General features: G+C 42.3%; 19 protein-coding genes. 5 read left to right on the forward strand and 14 right to left on the reverse strand.

The annotated features are described in order from the left end of the window. Positions 1 to 1224, reverse strand: a complete 1224-nt coding sequence (locus AC4E96_RS09740; protein WP_490255677.1) for a L,D-transpeptidase — start codon at positions 1222 to 1224, stop codon at positions 1 to 3. Positions 1225 to 1328: 104 nt separating this feature from the next. Between AC4E96_RS09740 and AC4E96_RS09745 the strand changes: the two genes are divergently transcribed. Next, positions 1329 to 1835 (forward strand): thioredoxin family protein, encoded by a 507-nt coding sequence (locus tag AC4E96_RS09745; RefSeq protein WP_490255678.1) that lies wholly within the window; start codon positions 1329 to 1331, stop codon positions 1833 to 1835. A 21-nt stretch (positions 1836 to 1856) separates the two neighbouring features. Here AC4E96_RS09745 and AC4E96_RS09750 read toward each other — a convergent pair whose 3' ends face one another. The 11 genes from AC4E96_RS09750 to AC4E96_RS09800 all read right to left on the reverse strand — a co-directional run bounded on the left by AC4E96_RS09750 (position 1857) and on the right by AC4E96_RS09800 (position 13539). Then, positions 1857 to 2477 carry an outer membrane beta-barrel protein gene (locus tag AC4E96_RS09750; protein WP_490255679.1) on the reverse strand — a complete coding sequence of 207 codons (621 nt, stop codon included), beginning with the start codon at positions 2475 to 2477 and terminating at the stop codon, positions 1857 to 1859. Between the two features lie 105 nt (positions 2478 to 2582). Further along, positions 2583 to 2912 carry a hypothetical protein gene (locus AC4E96_RS09755; protein ID WP_490255680.1) on the reverse strand — a complete coding sequence of 110 codons (330 nt, stop codon included), beginning with the start codon at positions 2910 to 2912 and terminating at the stop codon, positions 2583 to 2585. 71 nt (positions 2913 to 2983) lie between these two features. Then, a complete protein-coding gene (locus AC4E96_RS09760; protein WP_490255681.1) occupies positions 2984 to 3589 on the reverse strand; it encodes a class I SAM-dependent DNA methyltransferase in 606 nt (201 codons plus the stop codon). Positions 3590 to 3605: 16 nt separating this feature from the next. After that, positions 3606 to 4238, reverse strand: coding sequence for a response regulator transcription factor (locus AC4E96_RS09765; RefSeq protein ID WP_490255682.1), 633 nt, complete (start codon positions 4236 to 4238; stop codon positions 3606 to 3608). Further along, complete coding sequence (locus tag AC4E96_RS09770; RefSeq protein ID WP_490255683.1) at positions 4238 to 5386, reverse strand: sensor histidine kinase; 1149 nt, start codon at positions 5384 to 5386, stop codon at positions 4238 to 4240. Before AC4E96_RS09770 ends, AC4E96_RS09765 begins: the two co-directional genes overlap by 1 nt. A gap of 96 nt (positions 5387 to 5482) precedes the next feature. Beyond that, the gene (locus AC4E96_RS09775; RefSeq protein WP_490255684.1) at positions 5483 to 6178 is read right to left on the reverse strand and encodes a tetratricopeptide repeat protein; all 696 of its coding nucleotides are present in this window, start codon (positions 6176 to 6178) and stop codon (positions 5483 to 5485) included. A 154-nt stretch (positions 6179 to 6332) separates the two neighbouring features. Then, positions 6333 to 7913, reverse strand: a complete 1581-nt coding sequence (gene lysS / locus AC4E96_RS09780; protein WP_490255685.1) for a lysine--tRNA ligase — start codon at positions 7911 to 7913, stop codon at positions 6333 to 6335. Positions 7914 to 7991: 78 nt separating this feature from the next. Then, a protein-coding gene (gene prfB / locus AC4E96_RS09785) for a peptide chain release factor 2 (RefSeq protein WP_490255686.1) occupies positions 7992 to 9090 on the reverse strand; the annotation gives its coding sequence in 2 pieces (ribosomal slippage) (positions 7992 to 9014 and positions 9016 to 9090; 1098 coding nt in all). A 129-nt stretch (positions 9091 to 9219) separates the two neighbouring features. Next, entirely contained in the window at positions 9220 to 9609 is a 390-nt protein-coding gene (gene mutT, locus AC4E96_RS09790) for an 8-oxo-dGTP diphosphatase MutT (RefSeq protein ID WP_490255687.1), read from the reverse strand. 193 nt (positions 9610 to 9802) lie between these two features. After that, entirely contained in the window at positions 9803 to 12505 is a 2703-nt protein-coding gene (gene secA, locus AC4E96_RS09795; RefSeq protein WP_490255688.1) for a preprotein translocase subunit SecA, read from the reverse strand. Between the two features lie 110 nt (positions 12506 to 12615). After that, a complete protein-coding gene (locus AC4E96_RS09800) occupies positions 12616 to 13539 on the reverse strand; it encodes a peptidoglycan DD-metalloendopeptidase family protein (RefSeq protein ID WP_488033864.1) in 924 nt (307 codons plus the stop codon). A 32-nt stretch (positions 13540 to 13571) separates the two neighbouring features. Here AC4E96_RS09800 and AC4E96_RS09805 point away from each other — a divergent pair, with 32 nt between their 5' ends. Further along, positions 13572 to 14087 carry a DciA family protein gene (locus AC4E96_RS09805; RefSeq protein WP_488033865.1) on the forward strand — a complete coding sequence of 172 codons (516 nt, stop codon included), beginning with the start codon at positions 13572 to 13574 and terminating at the stop codon, positions 14085 to 14087. A gap of 1 nt (position 14088) precedes the next feature. Here AC4E96_RS09805 and barA read toward each other — a convergent pair whose 3' ends face one another. After that, positions 14089 to 16884: a two-component sensor histidine kinase BarA gene (gene barA, locus AC4E96_RS09810; RefSeq protein ID WP_490255689.1), complete on the reverse strand. Its 2796-nt coding sequence runs from the start codon at positions 16882 to 16884 to the stop codon at positions 14089 to 14091. Positions 16885 to 16991: 107 nt separating this feature from the next. Between barA and rlmD the strand changes: the two genes are divergently transcribed. From rlmD to mazG, 3 genes are read left to right on the forward strand one after another with little or no spacing between them, the layout of a single operon-like run. Continuing rightward, a complete protein-coding gene (gene rlmD, locus AC4E96_RS09815; RefSeq protein ID WP_490255690.1) occupies positions 16992 to 18407 on the forward strand; it encodes a 23S rRNA (uracil(1939)-C(5))-methyltransferase RlmD in 1416 nt (471 codons plus the stop codon). Between the two features lie 40 nt (positions 18408 to 18447). Next, positions 18448 to 20676, forward strand: coding sequence for a GTP diphosphokinase (relA, locus tag AC4E96_RS09820; protein WP_490255691.1), 2229 nt, complete (start codon positions 18448 to 18450; stop codon positions 20674 to 20676). Continuing rightward, on the forward strand, positions 20676 to 21590 hold the full coding sequence (gene mazG / locus AC4E96_RS09825) for a nucleoside triphosphate pyrophosphohydrolase (protein ID WP_490255692.1): 915 nt from the start codon (positions 20676 to 20678) through the stop codon (positions 21588 to 21590). The genes relA and mazG overlap by 1 nt, the downstream gene beginning before the upstream one ends. Before the next feature lie 130 nt (positions 21591 to 21720). On the opposite strand, the gene AC4E96_RS09830 is transcribed toward mazG, so the two are convergent. Beyond that, positions 21721 to 23184, reverse strand: coding sequence for a serine hydrolase domain-containing protein (locus AC4E96_RS09830; protein ID WP_490255693.1), 1464 nt, complete (start codon positions 23182 to 23184; stop codon positions 21721 to 21723). Positions 23185 to 23262 lie beyond the last annotated feature (78 nt).

The following is a 23262-nucleotide window of genomic DNA, read 5'->3' on the forward strand; positions in this document are numbered from 1 at the left end:
TTAGTCAATAACGACGCTTTCTTCTGACGGTGCCATTTCCGTTGGCGCCGGCGCATCAATAAAACGCTCAGAGTCAGCCATACCTTCGTATTCAGCGTATAGCCCTGCTACCGTATCCGAATAATTTTCGGTAATCAGGACTTTATCGCCCTCAGATAACAATCGGTAAACCAAGGCTATATCTTGATTTCTCATTCTTACACAGCCATGTGTGGTTTTACTACCAATCGAATTTGGATTAGACGTACCGTGTAAGAATAGTGAATTACCAAAGTGCAGTGCGTGATTGCCCATTATGCCGCGCCAGCAACGTTGGCCTTTAGCAATCTTATCGGCAAATTCCGCTTCCATTTTTTTAGGAATACACCATTTGATGCCATCCGTTTCAAAGAGTTTAAATTCGATTTCAAACTCCCCTTCTGGTGTGTAATAACATTTGCCACCCTGTGCTGCAGGTAGGCAGCGATCGTAACCGAGTGCGACAGGTGAAGTTAAAATAGGTTGGACCAAGTCATCTTTAATTTCAAATAAGGTCAAACTGAACTTTTCTTTATCAATGACCACTAACCTTTTGGTGTCCTCAGCTCTTGGAAACATAGTCGGTTGACTGCGGTCTTGCATTCGAACAGGCTTATTAAGCCAAACAGCATTGTCTAAGCGCTGCCAAGCTCCATCTGGGAAGGTTCCGGTTACTTTTATCTGTTGATCGTTTTGATACGCGGAAGTGAATGTCATGCCCGTCGGCCACGTTTCCATTAAGTTACCCTGACCATCAAACACCTCTGCCGATTCTAATAAGCGGTAAGCTCGAGCTTTCTTTTTTGATTCGGGTAATTCGGTATAAAACTGAGTCGCTGGCGCGTTGACGGTACGAGCCTTTTTGACTTCAATCGGGCTATCCGCTTTGACATACCACATAGGAAAAATAGACTGCCATTCGCCTTCTGGAAAATGACCTGAGACCCGAACCCATACGGTGTCTTGTTTATTTGAAGTAAATAAAGTGTGACTTGGCCAAGTCGCGATAACTGTCCCATTGGGCTCGTCGTAAACTTCAACTTCGCCCGTTGTAATGTATGTATTGGCGGCCATCGCATTTGATGCCATAAAGGCAAGGCTAGCCAATAAAAACATCACAACCAAACCCAAAAAACTGCGGTTAACTGCTTTGACACCTAACTCTGATGTTGCTACCTGCAACGTCGTATACAAACTCTTGCTCAAACTCTTTTTCCTTTAATTTGATAAAACCAAGTGCAAGTTTTTACGCTTCCCTTTAGACTCTTTTAAAAGACATATTCACACTATTTCACGAGAACTTGACAATTATGAAGAATAAACGACAAATTTCAGTTTTGCTATCCCTTTCCCTCGTCTTAGGCTTTGGTTCACTACCAAGTTTTGCTGCAGATACCAATCCAGCTCAAGAGTTTTATGTTGGTGCAATTACTGGCCCTGAAATCATGTCATCGTTTAAGTCTTTTAATGAGCATTTTGACCGTTCTGTCATTACTGACACGCAAGTTGCTCAATTACAAAGTATTGCAGAACCAATCTCAGTAAAAGTGTTTTTTGGTCAATGGTGTCACGACAGTGTTAGAGAAGTGCCACGTTTGATTAACTTATTCGAACGCTCGAAAAATGAAAATGTCGCTGCGACATTTTATGCACTCGACACGAGCAAAAGTGATCCTGAAGGCATGGCGTTAAAATACGGTATTAAACGTACTCCAACCGTTATCGTCTATAAGGGAGACACTGAGCTAGGTCGCTTTTTGGAATTCCCGAAAACCAACTGGGCCAACGATATTGCTCAATTAGCTAATGCCAATTAAGGCTTGTCGTTTTTACAAATATTAAAATTGATAGGTCACACCTAAACTGACGCTGCCCCAGTTATCTGACTCGTATTTAGGTAACTGGTGTAACTCTAATATCGCGTCCCAGTCTTGATGTAAATCGATGGATATACCGCCGCCATATGTGAGTCCAGTCAGCTCACCGTTGTATTCCATTTTAGTTTCAAAAGGAGCACCACTTTCCAAGGTACCCGTTAAAAATCCTGTGTATTGATATTTTGTCGCGGTATAGCCTGCAAGAGCAAAAACGCGAACTTTGTTGGTCGGGTAAAAAAACCATTTTCCATAAATCCCAAACTGTTGATCAAGCTCGTGTTTTGCAAACACCTCTGAACCGTTAATATTTTTCGCTGAGGCCTCTTTGTTCTCAACACTTTTGGCGACCATCGCTTCGAGTGCAAAAGAATTTCGCAGGTAATAACCTGCTTTAAGATTCAACGTCTCCATTTGCGTATCGTTTTGGGCAATGTTTTGAATGGCATAAGTGACGCCAAGGTAGCTATCACCCTTTTGTGCAAATGCAGTAGAACAAGTCAGTATCGAAACTAATATGGTGACTGCACCAAAACTAAGAGTAGATATATTTTGGCGTGTTTCTGTGCTTGCTTTTTGAGACATCTTTTTTCCTTTGGTGATGAGAACTCCAATATATTACTCGCTAGATTTTATATAAAAATCAATTGCATACAAGTTGGACAATAGGCTTCAGGTAGAAAAATTGGCTCAAATTGCCTTTCGAGATTTATTAAACTCGTCTATCGCTACTGGAATAAAGGGTCTCACTTTAGGTATTTCAATTTGTGATATTTTGTAATTCAATATCCAAATCACGGTAAACAACCAAATAAACGACAATTCGGCTCTTACGAAAAAGAAAAATAATAGAGCAGGTCCCAACCAAACCCCGAACAACAGGGCTAATACTAATTTTTTACTGAGCGGGTTATTTTGCCTAGCCTTATTTATCGCAATCGAGATGATTTCTTTTTTTTCTAACTCTTCAAAATTCGTTAGTTCCGGCTCGGATTCAAGCTTAAAGTGAGTAAAAAACATATTGCCTTCCTTGTGATGTAAAACTTAGGTGAGTTTAATACTTATCTTAACTCTATTGGAATTAGCTAACGTTAACTTGGCTTTTCAATAATCATATAAGCGTGCAGGTCCAATCCTTGGTCAAACTCTAGGTGCCTAATAACACAACCTAGTTCCATAAAAAGGTTTAAGAAACCATTTGTACCAAGCGAGGAATAATAAACTTTCTGGCCCATTGCATCGTCAACGTGGTCACCGGGACTGTCAGTCCCACCAAAAGAAAAAATTAAAATACCGCCAGGGTTTAAGGCATTTACTAATTTAGTGAGTACCGATCGTTGCAGGTTTAACGGCACGTGCCAAATACTGTCCCAAGCAGTAATAAAATCGTATTGATTTGGCAGTGAATATTCACATATATCGGCGTGAATATAGGTTGCATCTGAATAATTTTGTTTTGCTAGCTCAAGCATTTTGGGCGAAAAGTCGAGCCCTTCAAGCCCCTTAAATCCTTTGCTTTTTAAGAGCTGGAAGAATCGACCAGTACAGCCACAACCAATATCAATCGCGTTGTTACGACTCTTACAAAAGACCAAGGCTTTTTCGTGTTGAGCGACGCCATTAGACAAGTTGTAGTTTGGACTCGTCCAGCGGTGAGTCAGTTTGTCGTAGGCTTTAGCAATGTCTTTTGGCTTCATGGTCTTGTTCCTAGACTCAAATCCAACCTTTTTGCTTGGCAATACGAGCGGCTTCAATTCGGTTAGTGGCGTTAAGCTTAGCAATCGCTTCTGACAAATAGTTACGCACCGTACCCTCAGACAAAAACAGCTTTTTGGCAATATCCGCTGTTTTGAATCCATCACCTGCTAATTTTATCGCTTTGCGTTCTTTCTCTGATAAAGGATCATTGTCATCTAATGCCATTAATGCGAGCTCTGGGTTCACGACTCGAGTGCCGCTTTGCACCTTTTTGATTGCGCTGACTAAGTCTTCAATGGGGGCTTCTTTAAGTAAAAAGGCCATTACTCCCAAGTTCAGTGCGCGTTTGATATAACCTGACTTAGAAAAGGTGGTCATGATCACAACTTGGAGCTTAGGGTGTTGTTCTTTTAATGTGCTCGCCAAATCTATACCGGACATGTTGGGCATTTCGATATCCGTTAAAACAATATCAATGGCTCCTTTGTCTGACTCCTGAGCAGAGCCCTGCCAACTCTCAATCAATTCGAGTGCCTGTTGGCCATCTTCCGCTTGGCCAACAACGTTAATATCGTCTTCGAGTGATAATAGACCACTGATCGCACCACGAACCATTGCCTGATCTTCTACCACGAGTATATTAATCATTAAGCGTCCTTGTCGTTGATCGTTTTTTCAATTGGAATAGTTATATGGATTGCCAAGCCGGAACCTTTGTCGCCCCCACTTTGCTTTTCTGTACTTTGTTGTAATTTAAATTGGCCACCAAGCTCTTCTGCACGTTTAGCCATGCCTCTGAGTCCATTGCCTTGCTGTATCACACCATGTTGACCATTATCGCTGACATGTAAATACCAGTGCTCGTTTGACTGACTGAGGGCGATACTCACTTTGGTGGCTTTGCTGTGACGCATGATATTTGTAACAGACTCTTTTAAGATCATAATAAGCGCGCTTTCTACTTTAGCAGGAAGTGCTTGATAAGAAACGTCAGTAAATACTTCAATTTTCATCGACTCAAGTTGCTCAGTCAGCTTATTTATCGTTGCTTTGAGGCCAGTTTGATTAAGACCTGAGACCGCCAATCTAACTTGGGTTAAACATTCTCTTGCTATTTGAGCGACGTCTTGTACTTCTTTGCCTGCCGCTTCATATTGTTGCTTGTCGATCAGTTTTTGTGACAATTCACTTTTAAGAGCCAATGAGCTCAATGAGTGACCAAGTAGATCGTGCATATCACGCGCAATCCTCTCACGTTCAGCAATCGCAGCAAGTTGCTCTATTTGTTGGTTTTTCTGGGCTTGTTCTTGTTTGTAAAAATATTCTTTTTGGCTAAATACGCCATATACTTGCAGGCCAAGAGATACCGCAATTGACGGTCCTAAGAACATTGGGTGCCAATAATTCATTAAATAAGCAGCCGTCATTTGCACAGCTAAATTTAACAATAAAATACTGACCGACAACTTTAACGAGAAGTAATAACCAGCAAGAAAAGCCGCGTAGCCAAAGAGCGCGTTGGTTCCTGGTGTAATCGCCGTCCCCAGTCCAGCGACCACTATAATCCCTAAAATAAACCCGACCGCACGATTGTCATTGGTTCGCGTTGCCCCAATAAAGCAAACAATGAAAGACAGGTAAACCGCGGCGATCATTATCAAATCGGGTGTGGTGTAATGCTTAAAATTAACAACGACGTTAAATAAGTAAAAAATTGAAAATACTAGGGATGAGTAAGCCCATTTCGCTGCCGCAGTATCAGCAATAGGTGGCATTGTTGTCTTATGAGAAATCACTACTGGCTTCCTTCTTCACCTAATTTTTAAGGTTTAATTAATAAAATACAGTGGTTTACTTAAAAAGCAAACCACTGCCGTTGGACTAAAGACATACTATTGGTTTTGTGCAATTAGCATTTTTGCCCAACCGTAGTCTGGGTTTACCGTTAACGCCTGTTGCCAATGATTTTGTGCTTTGGTTACGTCACCTTGTTGAAGGTGAACAAGACCCAACCAGGTATAAGCTTCTGCTTCACCCCAGTGATAATCTGAGTATTGGTCTGATTTATAGGCTTCAAGGGCTTTTTCAAAAGCGGTTTGCGCCGCTTCTTTACTGCCGCCGAACATAGGCGGTGTGTTTAGCTTACCGATACCCTTAACGAGCATTACGCGTGGGTTATTTGGTGCCATTTCTTCAGCGGCATCTAAGGTTTGGCCAGACTTGATTCCGTAATAAGCACCTTTCAAAGGTTCCATCGCGACTTTGTAGCCGTAGACTTGTGCCAACAATGCTTTTACTTCTGCATTATCAGGGTTGCTTTCAGTTAATGACTCTAAGGTTTCCATAGAGCGATTAAGCGCTACTTTGGCTTCTTCTTGTTCAGCTTTTAAGTTGTGACTTAAAGCTAAACGATAAAGGCCTAATGCTTTGTCATAGCCGCTGTATTGCGCTGAAAGAGTCGAAAGTGTTTGGGTATCTAACGTCGCTGCTGCTTTTTCAATTTGGTCAATTTCAGACTGACCCGCTGTTGCTGCAAAAGAAAAAGTAAGTGACGCGATTAGTGTTACACGAGTGATTAAAGTTTTCATAATGTATCTCCTTGGTTAAGTTCAAGTTGATTATTGGTGAAAACTTAGAAGTATTTTAGAGAGGTTTGTCACCAATTTAAGGTGACATTTGTCATGAATAAAAAAACGGAGTGTCAAAACACTCCGTTTTCATTTATTTCTAACGCTTTAAAAATTACTCAGCGTCTTCGTCGCCTTGCTCTTGAGAAGCTAAAGGCTTCATGTGTGGGAACAAGATAACGTCTTTAATTGTTGGTGAGTCAGTGAACAACATCACTAGACGGTCGATACCAATGCCTTCACCCGCTGTCGGTGGTAAACCAAATTCAAGTGCTTGGATGTAGTCTTCGTCGAAGTGCATCGCTTCGTCATCACCTGCGTCTTTTTCTTCAACTTGTTTTTGGAAACGAGCTGCTTGGTCTTCTGCGTCGTTAAGCTCAGAGAAACCATTTGCTAACTCACGGCCACCAACGAAGAATTCAAAACGGTCAGTGATGAATGGGTTTTCATCATTACGACGAGCAAGTGGTGATACTTCCCACGGGTACTCAGTAATGAACGTAGGCTGGTCTAGTTGCTCTTCAGCTGTCTCTTCGAAGATTTCACACAAGTATTTACCTGGACCCCAAATGCCATCTACTTCTGGCTCTTTAATGTGAAGCGACTTGGCGATCACTTTAAGCGTTTCTAAGTTTTTTTCTGGGTCTTGAATCGCCGCTTTCCACTCAGGGTTGTTAGCAATTTCTTCGCTGTATTTTAATACCGCGTCAGACATACTTAAGCGTGTGAACGGTTGACCAAAGTCGTATTCTTTCGTTTCTACTACTTCACCGTCTGCGTTTTTAACTGTGTTTACAACCGTTGTTGTTCCTAGAACATCTTGAGCAACCGTGCGCAACATGTCTTCTGTTAGGTTCATCAAGTCTTTGTAGTCAGCATACGCTTGGTAGAACTCAATCATGGTGAATTCTGGGTTGTGACGTGTCGACAAGCCTTCGTTACGGAAGTTACGGTTGATTTCGAATACACGTTCAAAACCACCAACAACCAAACGCTTAAGGTATAGCTCTGGAGCGATACGCAAGTACATGTCACGGCTCATCGCATTGTGATGAGTGATGAATGGGCGAGCTGTTGCACCACCTGGGATTACCTGAAGCATCGGCGTTTCAACTTCCATGAAGTCACGTTCTTCAAGGAATTTACGAATGCCAGAAACAACTTTTGAACGCACGTGGAACGTTTTACGAGTGTCTTGGTTAGTGATCAAGTCGACATAACGCTGACGGTATTTAGCTTCTTGGTCTGTTAAACCGTGGAACTTTTCAGGTAACGGACGAAGTGACTTAGTTAATAACTCGTAGTTTTGCATATCAACGTAAAGGTCGCCTTTACCTGACTTGTGCAGTGGGCCAGAAACCCCGATGATGTCACCGATGTCTAATACGCCGTACTTTTCTTTAATTTGTTTTTGAACATCTTTTGACGCGTATGCTTGGATGCGACCTTTCATGTCTTGTAAAAGCATGAATGGACCACGTTTTGCCATGATACGACCTGCGATAGATACTTGGGTATCCATCTCGATCAACTTTTCTTTATCAAACTCACCAAACTCTTGTTGCAAGTCGTCGCTGTAATGTTCGCGACGGAACGTGTTTGGGTGCGCATTTGCAGAGCAGTTTTCGCGGATTTTTTCCAACTTACTACGACGTTCTGCAATCAGCTTATTCGCATCTTGGTGTTGTTCAGTCATTGATGTTCTCAGTTACTTTTCGTTAATGTTGTCTTTTATAGGTTGGGCTCTAGCCAAACCCCAAATAAATAAAGCGAGTTATAGTCCTGCTTTAAGACTAGCTTCAATAAATTTATCTAAATCGCCATCTAAAACAGCTTGCGTATTTCTGTTTTCTACGCCTGTTCTCAAGTCTTTAATTCGAGCATCATCGAGAACGTATGAGCGGATTTGACTACCCCAGCCAATATCTGACTTGGCGTCTTCCGCTGCTTGTTTTTGCTCATTTTGTTTTAACATTTCTAGCTCATAAAGCTTCGCTTTTAGCTGCTTCATGGCTTGGTCTTTGTTTTTGTGTTGTGAACGCTCGTTTTGACACTGTACAACAGTATTTGTTGGAACGTGAGTAATACGAACCGCAGAGTCAGTCGTGTTAACGTGCTGACCACCAGCACCCGACGCTCGATAAGTGTCAATTTTCAAATCCGACGGATTGATATCGATATCAATGTTGTCGTCCACTTCTGGATATACAAACACAGATGCAAACGACGTATGACGACGTGAGTTAGAGTCAAATGGTGATTTACGTACCAAGCGATGTACACCTGTTTCTGTACGTGACCAGCCAAACGCGTATTCGCCACTGATGCGAATTGTCGCGCCTTTAATACCGGCAACGTCACCTGGGGTCGCTTCGATAAGCTCGGTTTTAAAGCCCTTGCTTTCACACCAACGCAAATACATACGCAACATCATGTTGCACCAGTCTTGTGCTTCTGTACCGCCAGAGCCCGACTGCAAGTCGATATATGCATCGTTTGAGTCTAACTCGCCTGCAAACATACGGCGGAACTCTAACGTGTCTAACTTGGCGGCTAATTCGCTTAACTCACCTTCGGCTTCATCAAAGGTCTCTTGATCTTCCGCCTCTTGTGCTAATTCGATTAGCCCTTCAACGTCATCACACCCTTGGTCCAATTCGTCGATGGTTTTAACGATGGCCTCTAACGTCGAACGCTCTTTACCAAGCGCCTGTGCTCGAGCCGGGTCATTCCAAACTTCTGGGTCTTCTAGTTCACCGGTGACTTCTTCTAACTGCTCTTTTTTGGCAGCATAGTCAAAGATACCCCCGAAGAACGTCAGTACGCTCACGGATATCAGCTAATTGATTTAAGACCGGATTTACTTCAAACATTGGATTGTCGTGACCTTTATTATTTTAAAACGTGCAACAAAAAATTGTGCCGGAGTGTAACAATTTTAGTGCCTTTACTCAATTGTAGTTTGTCGGTTGTTTACACCGAAACAACCATTTTCATTGCGCTTACAGCGCCTTTATCTTTTCGAGTACAGGAACATTTGCATCAGGAAATGGTAGTTCTAAAAGCTCAGTTTTGCTAAACCAATTTACTTCTTGCCCTTCAACTCCTTTGGCTTCTCCGGTGAAGCCGTCGACCCATTGAAAATGAAGCTGAACTGTCTTTTCTGGGTAAGCGAAGGTGAGTGATTCAAATGGACTCTGTGAAGTAACGTCGATAGCGAGTTCTTCTAGCAATTCACGGGTTAGGGCTTGTTCAACTGTCTCATCAGCTTCAATCTTGCCACCAGGAAACTCCCACTTGCCGCCTTGGTGTAAATGATCCAAGCGCTTACTTAATAAAAACTGACCGTCGCGTTCAATGATTGCAGCCGCGACTCTAATGACCTTTGTCATACTCATCCCATCTTATTAACTTGATTGTGTCCACAGCTAGAGATTTAACCTACTCTCTAACTCACAACACTTTTACTATTACCGTTTCGTTTTCATCGTTTTGATGAATAAATGTTTCGATAATAAACGTTTTGATAATAAAAAAGGTGAGCCATGCTCACCTTTTATTCGTCACCGTTAAGCTAGTTGAGCCCTAGCTTAATTTTCCGTGACATTGTTTGTACTTTTTACCAGAACCACAAGGGCACGGATCGTTACGACCAACTTTAGGCTCGTTGCGAACACGAGATGCCGGCTGTTCTTCATTAGCTAGCTGGTTCGCTGAGTCGTGCTGGTATTCTTTTGGCGTGTTTTCCGCTTTACGGTGCTGTTCTTCTACCGCTTCAACGTCTTCCGGCGCTTTAACTTGAACACGACATAAGATCTTAATCACTTCAATTTTAAGCTGTTCTAACATGTTGCTGAACAACTCAAACGATTCGCGCTTGTATTCTTGTTTTGGATTCTTCTGAGCATAACCACGTAAGTGAATGCCCTGACGAAGGTGATCCATCGCAGCCAAATGCTCTTTCCAATGCTGATCAAGACTTTGTAACATCACTGCTTTTTCGAAGTGACGAAGAACGTCTGCGCCAACTTGTGCTTCTTTTTCTTTGTACATCGCGTCGATTTCTTCGCTGACACGCTGTTTTAACGTCTCTTCGTGAAGTTTTGAGTCTTCCTCTAACCACTTACGAACTGGTAAGTCGACACCGAAGTCAGCATTTAGTTGCTCTTCAAGACCTTCTAAGTTCCACATTTCTTCAAGTGAATGAGGTGGAATATGAGTGTCTAATACAGTTGCAACGACATCACGGCGGATGCTTTCGATTACTTCTGCGATATCACCCTCTTCCAACAATTCGTCACGTTGAGAGTAGATAACTTTACGTTGGTCATTAGCAACGTCATCGTATTCTAATAGCTGTTTACGAATGTCGAAGTTACGCGCTTCAACTTTACGTTGTGCATTTTCAATCGCCTTGTTCACCCACGGGTGCTCAATGGCTTCACCTTCTTCCATGCCCAACTTACGCATCATGTTGGTCACACGGTCAGAGGCGAATAAACGCATTAACGTGTCTTCCATCGACAAGTAGAAACGAGATGAACCTGCATCACCTTGACGACCTGAACGACCACGTAACTGATTATCGATACGACGTGACTCGTGACGTTCGGTACCGATGATGTGTAAACCACCCGATGCTAATACGGCATCATGGCGTTTTTGCCATTCACTCTTAATGTGTTCGATTTGTTGTTCAGTCGGCTCTTTCATACGAGCGACTTCTGCTTGCCAGTTACCACCTAACATGATGTCGGTACCACGACCGGCCATGTTCGTTGCGATAGTCACCGCACCTGGGTAACCCGCATCTTCGATGATCTGTGCTTCTTTTTCGTGTTGTTTGGCGTTTAGTACGTTGTGTTTGATCTTTTCTTTCTTAAGGAGCTTAGATAACAACTCTGAAGACTCGATAGAAACCGTACCTACTAACACTGGCTGACCACGTTTTTCACATTCGCGAATATCAGCAATGATTGCTTTGAATTTTTCTAGTTGGGTTAGATACACCAAGTCCGTCATGTCGTTTCTGACCATCGGCTTGTTGGTTGGGATAACAACCGTATCTAGTCCATAAATTTGTTGGAATTCGAATGCTTCAGTATCGGCTGTACCTGTCATACCAGACAGCTTGTCGTACATACGGAAGAAGTTCTGGAAAGTAATAGACGCTAGTGTTTGGTTTTCGTTTTGAATACGAACGCCTTCTTTTGCTTCAACCGCTTGGTGTAAACCTTCTGACCAACGACGACCTTCCATTGTACGACCTGTGTGTTCATCAATGATCACAACTTCGTCATTGTTAACAATGTAGTCGACGTCTTTTTGGTACATAACGTGAGCACGTAGTGCTGCATACACATTGTGTAGAAGCGGAATATTGGCGGCTGAGAATAGTGAGTCATCTTCACCAATAACACCCGCTTCACGTAAAATCTCTTCAACGCGCAATTGACCACGCTCAGTTAAATAAACCTGCTTTGATTTTTCATCAGCGGTAAAGTCACCGTCACCTTCAACGCCTTCTTCGTCTTCTTTTTCTTGACGTTCTAGCTTAGGTACGATTTCGTTAATTTTGATGTAGATCTCTGAATTGTCTTCTGCTGGGCCAGAAATGATAAGAGGCGTACGAGCTTCATCAATTAGAATCGAGTCAACCTCATCGACAATAGCAAAGGCTAACTGCTTTTGAACGCGTTCATCGGCACTAAACGCCATATTGTCGCGAAGGTAATCAAAACCAAATTCGTTGTTCGTGCCGTAAGTGATGTCAGCAGCATAAGCAGCTTTTTTCTCTTCATGACCCATACCTGGGATATTACAGCCAACCGTCATACCTAAGAATTCAAATAAAGTACGGTTAGTCTCAGCATCACGACGTGCTAAGTAGTCATTCACGGTAATAACATGAACACCACGACCTGTTAACGCATTTAAATAGGCTGGCAGCGTTGCTGTTAGTGTTTTACCTTCACCGGTACGCATCTCAGCGATACTGCCCTCGTTCAGCACCATACCACCAATCATTTGCACATCGAAATGACGCATGCCGTAAACACGTTTACTCGCTTCACGAACGGTAGCAAAGGCTTCAGGTAACAAGTCATCTAATGATTCGTTCTTACTTAAACGTTCACGAAACTCAGCTGTTTTAGCTTTGAGTTCTTGATCCGAAAGGCTTTCAAATTGAGGTTCTAGGGCGTTGATGGCCGCGACGATTTTATTGAGCTGCTTAAGCTTACGTTGGTTTTTACTACCAAAAAGTTTTGTTAACAATGAAGAGATCATATTTTTCAGCTTTACTTCTGACTGTTCTTATAATGAAAACAATCGGCCCTGTGCCGATTGTTTAGTTTTTATTCAAATCGTGTTTTGAGTTTAATGACAGTTCAAAACAACTAATTTACTTTCCTGTAAACGTACGGTAATGGATCAACCTGTTTACCACGTTTAATTACTTCGTAATGAACATGTGGTCCAGTTGAACGACCTGTACTGCCCATTTTCCCTATGGTTTGACCTTTTTCGACTAAATCGCCGACAGCCACTTCAATAGATTTGTTATGACCGTAGCGAGTGATAATGCCATCGCCGTGATCAATTTCGACTAAATTACCATAACCAAATCGAGAATCTGCCCACGTTACCACGCCTGCCCCTGTTGCGACAACATCCGCGCCTTCATCTCCGGCAAAATCTAACCCCTTGTGCATAGCTGGCATGCTAGTGAAAGGGTCTTTTCGGACACCGTAGTATGAAGATAGCCAGCCAGATTTAATTGGGCGGCCAGAAACAAATATCTCTTCTTCTATATGGGTATTCATTAAGATAGATTCAAGTACCGCCATTTTTCTTTCTTGACCATCGAGCTTCATTAACATTTGCTCCATGTCGGCAATGAGAGAGGTTACGTCTGTAATGACGTCTCCTGCATCTTCTGCATTAGGACCACCAACATTGGCTTCCATATCAAAATTGAATTCTTCGGCTGGGATTTTGGCTTGTTCGGCCACTCGTGAAGCAACCGCATCGAGACGGTTTACTTGTCCCTTAATCTCTGCGAGCTTAAGAGCTAATGCACTTAACTGGTGCTCAGTTTGACGTTTTAAGCTAATGAGCTGTTGCTTTTCGTCACTGTACTCTTGTTGAGCACTCAATAATTGTTCTCGTACCTCAGCGGTATCGCCGCTATCTTTAATAACAGTACTGACTAGCCAAACAGTAGCGATCAGGAAAGCAATTGCCACTGGCAACCATTGCGCTTTCGGCATTTTCGCCGAAAAACGAACGTTTTTTCCTTTGTAAATAAGTGTTAAACTCATTAAATACTACCTAATTTAAAGGGCCGTTTGTTTTGAAATCACCAAAGCCACTGAACGAATTGTTTGAGAACAATCGACATCAGTCGAATTTGGTTCAATATCAACAAAAAACCAAAGATTTCAGAGCGATTAAAGCGCTACTTTCTGAGCATTTAGACGACAATATCGCCGAAAACATCTTAGTGTGCAACTTTAAAAACTCGATATTATACCTTGAAACGACGTCGGCTGCGATTGCCACTGCGTTCAAAATGTACCAATCCCGTATTCTCTCGCAGGTCAGACAGCAAATCAATCCTGCGACCGTGACGATAGAGATGAAGGTCAGCCCAAAGTCTACGTTGGTTAATCATGCCAACAGATCTAATGCTAGTAACCGTGTAGATAGTTCGAACGACGCGACTGGAACAGACAAAGTTAATGCAAAAGTATTGCCAAGTGATGTTGCCCATTCCATCGAAGCTCTTGCAAATAACCTCACAGATGGCACTGACGATAAACTCAAACAAGCATTGCTAAAACTAGCCAAACACAGATCATCCAACTAGTTTAGTCTAAGTTCCAGGTACTACTATCCTTTTTCAAACTCGTTAATTCATCCAGTAATTCGAGTAGTTCTGGCTCTAAGTCTCGAAGCTGCTTTGTTTTCTTAAGGCCAACTTCGATACGTTCGGCTAACGCTCTTATTTTGGGTACACCTGTATAACAACACGCGCCGTGGAACTTATGAACTATCGTTATAATTTCATCGACGTTTTCGTCTTCTAAAAAGACTTCTAGCTGTTCTATCGTAGCCGGAATACTTTTTACCAACATCGATAACATTTGAATGGCGAGGTCTCGTTTACCCGCTGAGCGCTCAAGTGCCATACTCCAGTCAACATGAGGGTGGGATGCAAATTCAGGTAAACCGCTATCCTCTTCAACATAGGCTGTTTTAATCGACTTTACAGTGTTTGCTCCGACAATGTCACAATGTATTCCCGTAAACTCAACCAAGACCTGAGTTAGCATCTCTTCATCGATTGGCTTTGATAGATAATCCGCAAAGCCACAGTTTTGAAAATGTTTTTGTTCATCTGGTCCGGCGTGTGCTGTCACTGAAATAATCGGCGTTTGCTCGTTGAGTGATTCTTCTTTGATTTTTTGACATGCCGTAATACCGTCCATTATCGGCATCTGAATATCCATAAAAATCAGATCGTAACTGTACTTCTGCGCTTTTTCTAACGCGACTTGACCATTTTCTGCGGTATCTGTTACTACTGCAATATCATCGAGTAGAGATGACAACAATTTTAAGTTTGACTCATTATCATCTACCGCCAAGACCTTAACGCCTTTAAACGAAACCGTATTTACGGCCGTATTCTTATCCACCACGGTATAAGGTTGAGCTAGAGTATTTAGCAGCTTACTGTGATTAATTGGACGGCTAATACAGGCATGAACGCCGGTTTTTAGTAGTGCTTCTTTTAAGTTTGGTGAGATACTATTTATCATCGCAAAGACGAGCTGACATTGCTCTTTGGCTTTTGCTATGAGTTGCTTAGCTTTACCAACCGTGTTCGGTGATACATCTACAGATAAAAGCACCATGTCATAATCATTACCAATCTCGCTCAATAAGTCTTCTTCATTATCAACCGCGACAACACTCATATTGGTGTAATCACTGAGTACCGCTTGCAGATCCGAATTGGACTGCTCATTATTATCAAACACTAATATACTGCGACCATTGAGCTCTTCGGTAGGCAATGCTTGTGCAACCGGTACATTGTTTTCTTTTATTTTAGCAGTGAAATGGAAGGTGCTACCCTGTCCAAGTTTACTGTTAAAGCCAATTTCGCCTCCCATCACTTCTATCAGCTTTTTACATATACTTAAGCCAAGTCCAGTACCGCCATATTTACGAGTAATAGAACTATCAGCTTGACCGAAGGCCGCAAACAAACGCTTTTTCCCTTCGTCATCTATACCGATACCTGTATCGGATACCAAAAACTTAATTTGATGACCTTGAGTATCACTACCTAAGTATTTTACGTCGACTCTAATGTAGCCTTCGTTGGTAAATTTAAGCGCATTTCCCATTAGGTTAATGATGATTTGCTTTATTCGGTCGGGATCACCCCGTAATGCATCCGGCACACTTGAGTCGATTCTAAGATGAACATCCAAGCCTTTATCGAAAATAGTCGGTGCCATTAGCGTCATCACTTCATTAACGGTATCACGAAGAGAAAATGGCAAGGTTTCCAACTCCATTTTACCGGCATCAAGTTTGGAGAAGTCCAGAATGTCATTAATGATACGAAGAAGATTCTTTGCCGAGGAATCGATCGTCTCTAAGAAATCTGTTTGGTTTGCATTGAGTGGCGTTTTTTTTAATTGTCGAGTAAAACCTAACACCCCATTTAGTGGCGTTCTTAATTCGTGAGACATGTTTGCCAAGAATTGAGATTTAACATCATTGGCGGCTTGGGCATCTTTTCGGGCGATACTCAGCTCAATGTTTTGCTCTTCCAGCTGCTCAACCGTTTGTTGCAGCTCTTGCGTATGCTCACTGATATTATGCTCGGCTAACTCATTGGCAATATGAAGCTTTTTGCTCAATGTGTTTATACCTTGCTTGATCAACTCAAACTCGCCATTCAAAGGCTCAACAATTCGCGCTTTTGTTTCACCTTTGTCAATTTTGTCTAATGTGCTGGTGAAGATATTAAGGGGGTTTATTAATCGTTCAACAAACCAAAATGCCAAGCCAAAACACACAACAATCGACAGGAGCATGATCACTACAAGAATAATGGAGTCTTTCTGTTGTTTCAGCATGACCGCTGTTCGACTTAGTTCGACGACAAGGTAGCCATACAAAACACGATCGCGCCCTTTGATAAGTAAAACAGGTGAGTCATCAATACCCTTGCCCCAAATAGGCGTTCGCACATAAATACGGTTGCTTTCTATTTGAGATTGGGTTGTCGGAGGTATCGTTTTACCCGCGGGTAACGTCGCTCCTGACACTGACTTGGCCTGGTTTGTTGATAAATAAACCTGATGATCGGTCGTAAAAACGGTAATATTGGTCACAACTGGACTAGCATTTCTATGGGCGGCATCTAGGGCCTGCACTAAATAACCCAGTTCTTTTTTACTAATGGAGTGAGCACTTAATAACGCCAAAGGCTCAGCAATATTGACACCTTGTTCGATGAGGGCAGCGTCCAATTCGACATGACGCTTATAAATCAGAAAGCCTCCAAGAAGGAGACTGATGACCAGTGCTGGCAACAAAATGATAAGAAATGCCCACTGACGCATAGAAAGCTGAGTTTTCATTAAAGAATTTCTAGTATAATGACTTCATTAAAATTATATCGTTAAGTTAACCCAAAGCGTTAACTCACACAATAGACGAGCAAGTCACCGAGTCAGGAAACCTACCAATGGCAAAGATTTTCAAGCCCAGTAAACAACTTAAATCAAGAAAACATGCATCTAGCGCCAAGCAACTTGGTCATTTTACCGGGCAAGTCGACAACTATGACTTGCAGCTCAAAGGTATTGTTTCCAACCCACATAACAAAGTCGCCTTTGTTCCTGGTGTTATTAAAGGCGAAAAGGTCAAAGTCAACGCCGTTAGCTACACCGAGCGGGTTATTCAAGGCGAACTTTTGGAAATCATTGAGCCAAGTCCACTGCGCACCAAGCCAACCTGCCAACATTATGATGAGTGTGGTGGTTGTCAGGTTCAGTATTTAGATAACGACCAGCAAACTCTTGAAAAACAAAACGCCCTACAACAACTGCTGCAAAAAGCACTCGGCACGACAGATGATGTTTGGGCACCGGCTATTCAAAGTCCAGCATGGGGCTACCGCCGAGCCGCTCGATTAGTGACCTGGCTAAGCAAAGGTAAAGAAGCCTCAAATGGACCAGCAATTAAACTAGGTTTCAGAACCAAACAATCTAAGAATGTGGTTAACTTAAATGAGTGTCCTATTTTGGCAACACCTTTAATGCCAATTGTTGAGGCCTTGCAAGCAGCATTAAATGATCAATCACATTTTTCAACGATACTGCAATCGGCAGACGAAAGAGTAAAAGCCTTAACTCATTTTCAATTATTCTCGCTCGATAACTACAATGCTGTCGTAGTGCGTTTAGCAAAATTGGATGATGTTGCGAGTTTAGATTTCTTGTTGCCTGTGGCTGAGCAACTTGATTTTCATTTGATTGCCGAACTTGATAACAATGACTTTCGAGTCCTCAGAGAGCACAAAAAAGCTAACGGTTTGCAGCTTGAATATCAAGGCGACGCATTGCGTTTCGAATTTACCGCAAAAGACTTTATTCAAATAAATCCTATAGTTAACGAAAAAATGATCGAACAAGCGATGGACTGGCTTGCACCAGAGCCGAACGAGCGCATCTTGGACTTATTTAGTGGTGTAGGTAATTTTACCCTGCCGTTAGCTAAAAGAGCCAAACACGTTATTGGTGTTGAAGGGGTGTTTAACATGGTAAAGCAACTCAAGCACAATGCGGAACTAAACCAACTGGACAATGTCGAAGCTTACCAAGCAGATTTGTCACAGTTTGATGAAAAACGTCCGCCAAAATGGCTTAAGCCCATTGATAAGTTGTTACTCGATCCGGCAAGAGATGGAGCGTTAGCCGTAATGCAAACCATCCCTAAACTCAAACCCAAACAGATCTTGTACATATCATGTAACCCGACAACCATGGTACGCGACGTAAAATTATTAAAAAGCGCCGGATATGAATTGAAAAAGGCCGGAATTCTTAATATGTTTCCTAATACTTCTCATGTCGAGGCTATGGTCTTACTAGAAAAGTAAATACCTATATCAGCAGTAAATAACGTAAAAGGGATTAAGTGTGGTTTCTGTCACTCGAGTTCACAATCTTGAACAAGTTTTAACGAGTCATAATGTCCGTGAATGGCTTGAGGCTACTGGTCTCGAGGATCACACTGTGGATGCCATTAATCATGGCGTCGAATGGCTACTCGAACAACAAAAACGCTTGGACGCACACCCTGTTCACGACATCGATTTTACCCGTCAAGGCCTACAAATCGTTGAAATCATGCTCGAGCTGAGTATGGACGATGAAAGTCTTATTGCTGCCCTGCTTTATCCGTATTTTGGCCCACAAGCCAGCGACAAAAAACTCAAAGAGGCCATTGCAAACACTTTTGGCAAAAACATCTTAGCGCTACTCAATGGCGTTCGAAAAATGGCAAACCTAGGGTTGTTATCATCAAGAGTAAAACATTCGGCCTCTCAAGCTGAAAATATTCGCCGTATGCTCACCGCTATGGTCGAGGATGTGCGTTCAGTCGTTATCAAGCTAAGTCAGCAAGTTGTTTACCTTCGCAACATTAAAAACGACGATGAAGAAACAAAAGTACTAGCAGCCAAAGAAACGCAAACTATTTTTGCGCCACTGGCTAACCGACTTGGAATCGGTCAGTTGAAGTGGGAGCTCGAAGACTACGCGTTTCGCTATTTACAACCTGATGTTTATAAATCTATCGCTAAGAACTTGGAAGAAAAGCGCGCCGATCGCCAACAGTACCTCGAAGATTTTGTCCAAGACATGTCTAACAAAATGGCAGAACTCGACATAAAAGCCGAAGTCTATGGCCGTCCCAAACATATCTATAGCATCTACAAAAAGATGCAAAAGAAAGACTACGACTTTTCGCAACTCTTTGACATACGCGCGGTTCGCGTTGTCACTGAGCGATTACAAGACTGTTACAGTGCCTTAGGTGTCATTCATACCAACTGGCGTCATATTCCTAGTGAATTTGACGACTATGTCGCAACGCCAAAGCCAAATGGCTATCAATCCATTCACACTGTCGTGATTGGTCCGCAAGGTAAGCCAATCGAAATACAAATTCGCACTCTAGAAATGCATGAAGAGGCAGAATTAGGTGTTGCGGCTCACTGGCAATACAAAGAAAGCGACAGTAAAAACAAAAGCGTCAAAATGTCGAGCTATGAAGAAAAAATTGCTTGGCTACGCAAACTTCTGCAATGGCAAGAAGAAATGGCCGACACAGATGAGTTTGCTGAAGAAGTTCACAACCAGGTGGTGGAAGATAGAGTTTATGTCTTTACCCCAAATGGTGATGTTATCGATTTACCAAGTGGCTCAACGCCGCTTGATTTTGCCTATTATATTCACACCAATGTCGGTCACAGATGTATAGGTGCCAAGGTCTTTAATCGTATTGTGCCCTTTACTTATCAGCTAAAAACGGGCGACCAAATCGAAATCATTACCGGCAAAGAGCCCAACCCCAAACGAGATTGGCTTAACCCTAATTTAGATTATGTTCACAGCTCTCGAGCTCGCGCCAAAATTCAAACTTGGTTTAAGCAGCAAGACAAAGACAAAAACATTGTTGAAGGTAAACATTTATTAGAGTCCGAGCTTAATCGCCTTGATATTCCGTGGGAAAACCTCGACAAAGCCGTTGCTCGATTCAATCTAAACTCTGTAGATGACTTATTGGCTGGCGTTGGCGGTGGTGACGTTAGGATCAACCAAGTTACCAACTATTTACAGTCGTTACGTGAAGATCACCAGCGCCCAGAATACGACCCGAGACTGATCCAAAAACCACGGAAAAAAGGCAAGAAATATCAAAATGGCGTAGTTCTACAAGGTGTCGGTAACCTGATGAATCAACTTGCTGGCTGCTGTAATCCGATTGCTGGTGATGACATTGTGGGTTATATCACACAAGGCCGCGGTGTCGTTATTCACCGAGCAGATTGCGAGCAGTTTAAAGTCGTGATGGAAGACCACCCAGAGCGCTTTATCGAGGCGAGCTGGGCAGAACAGTACTCTGGTGGTTATGTTTCTAACGTTCAAGTTTTTGCCAATGATAGAAGCGGCTTGATTCGTGATATTACGACTATATTAGCCAATGAAAAAATTAACGTTATCGGTATGAGCACAGACTCTGATGTAAATAACCAAATGGTCAAAATGGGTCTTAAACTCGAAGTCTATAACCTTAGTGCATTCAACCGAGTATTAGACAAAATCAGTCAAGTAGAAGAAGTAATAAAGGTAAAACGCGTCTAATGAATTGGCAGCAAAAACTAGAAAAATTAACCGCAGATAGTATCCAAACCAGTGCTGAAGACAACGCGACTGATAACTCTGTTGAAAGCATAGCCTTGTCTGGTATCGACAAATTACAGCTCATTATGTCGATGCTTAGAGATCCAGAAAATGGCTGTCCGTGGGATTTAAAACAAGACTTTAAAAGTATTGTTCCACACACACTAGAAGAAGCGTACGAAGTTGCTGAAGCAATAGAACAAGAAGACTTTGAGGAATTACCTAAAGAGCTTGGAGACTTATTATTTCAAGTCGTGTTTTACGCTCAACTAGGTAAAGAGCAAAACCGGTTCGACTTTGAGGCTATCGCGAATACCATGGCCGAGAAATTAATTCGCCGCCACCCACATGTATTTGGCTCGCTCAGTGACAAGCCGTTAAATGACGATGAAATCAAATACAACTGGGAACAAATCAAAGCAGAAGAAAGAGCACAACGAGCTAACCAACAAGCCCCGTCTGTTTTGGACGATATCCCAAGCGCGTTACCGGCGCTTAACCGCGCGTACAAAATTCAAAAACGAGCAGCCCATGTTGGCTTTGACTGGCCTGATGTTAGTGGTGCGCTTGATAAAGTCAGAGAAGAGATTGACGAGCTTCAAGCCGAAATTGCTAAATTAGAAACTTCTCCCAAAGAAGCACCAGAAGAATTAAGAGCAGCCATGGCTGACGAATTAGGCGATTTGTTTTTTGCATTAACAAATGTGAGCCGTCATTTGGGGCTTAACCCTGAGCAAACCGTTCGAGCGGCTAACGATAAATTTAGTCGACGTTTTAGAGGGGTAGAAAAATTGGCTGGGGCTGACCTGCCTTCGCTGTCGTTAGAGGAAATGGAAGCGTTGTGGCAGCAAGTAAAACGCACTGAAAGTAAGTAATACGACGTTAAAGTAAGTAAACGCATTGACGGTAAATAAAAGAGAAGAAAGCTATTTCACTCGTTGTGATTCTAGCGTGAAATTTTGAGCCCGTTATGGGCTCAATGTTAATCGTTACTTGGTCGCTCCGCTAATGCGATGCTTTTTTGTATAGAAATTTGCCACCGCCTTGGTTTAATACAAAGCTGTTCTTACTAGGCTCAAACAACATCATGATGCCCGCCGCGTCAAAGACATACTCATAATCGTTTTCGTTTATATTCTGCAACGTTAATGGAAACGCGCCTTGCCCCGTTGCTTGTGCCATTAGCGTTTCGCCTTCAACAAATACCTTTATGTCTAGCGGTAATTGTTTCGACTGGTATTCTCCTACAAAGACTTCAAAATCAATGTTCTTGGCGCCTTCGGTAGACTTTGGAGCGAATTCTGGAACATCAAACTCTCTGCCATAGGTGGCACTTAGTATGGCAACCAACACATCATTAAAAGGGTAGTTCAGGCCGTTTAGTGTCACGGCCCTAGAAATCTCGCCATCGTCAAAATAAACTGCATTCGAGACAAAGCCATCAATACCACCATTGTGACCAAATCCGACTTTGTCATAAAAAGGGTAAGACATGAGACCGAGTCCATATTGACCTGGCTGTGTCATCATCTTCACTGTCTTCATATCTAATAGTTCACCACTAAAAAGCGCGTTCAAAAACGCCGTCACTTCTTTTGGTGTAGATACAACCGCACCAGCAGCGTGAGGAATACTATTGTCAGTTTGTGTTGCGACTTGCCACTGCCCTTTATATTGATAACTTTGAGCTTCATTCAATTCTACATCAACACCATCGCCGAAGTGAGTATGACTCAGCCCTAATGGCGCGACGATTTGTTGTTTTAATGCCTCGGCATAAGAGGTTTTAAACAAATCTTCAATAATAAAACCAAGTAAAACATAGTTTGTATTAGAATATTCATACTGCGCGTTTGGTTCGAACTGAGGCTCAAAATCGCTCAGCTTAGTCAGCATTTGTTCTCGAGTCTGTGATGACTCATGGTAATCCAAGTAATCAGCACCATTAGTAAAGTTATACAAACCACTTCGGTGTGATAACAAGTGTTTGATAGTAATAGATTTGGCATTAGGGAATTGGGGGAAAAAGTCGGCTAGAGGCTGTTGCAAAGACAACTTTTCAAGCTCAACCAACTGCATAATTAGTACCGCCGTATAAACCTTACTAATCGAGCCGATTTGAAACTTGGTATCCGCATCAAGCATTATGCCTTTTTCTACTGAAGCAAAGCCTGACTGATGGTCATAAATCAACTCACCTTTATGACGAATCGCCACTGAAGCCATCAACTTATTGTGCTCTGCTAACGTATCTAAATAATTGTCCAGTTTCACAAAATTAGGATTTTCGCCGCTTAAGTGAGATAGGTAATTAGATTCTGCTTGGGTATTTTTATCCGCTTGCGATACAAGCTCTTGATGTGGCTTATTGCTCGACTCTCCCGAGTCTTTCGGAAGCTCGGTGCAGCCTGTCATCATGACAATAGCTGATAATAAAGAGACCTTTGAAACTGTCTGAAAAAGATTCATGTTTATCCTTAACAATTTAATCTATTAATTGATTAACTTTCTTCAAACTCAACGCTGTACGTCTGGGTAATTATTATT

It is taken from the genome of Psychrosphaera sp., from assembly GCF_982872775.1.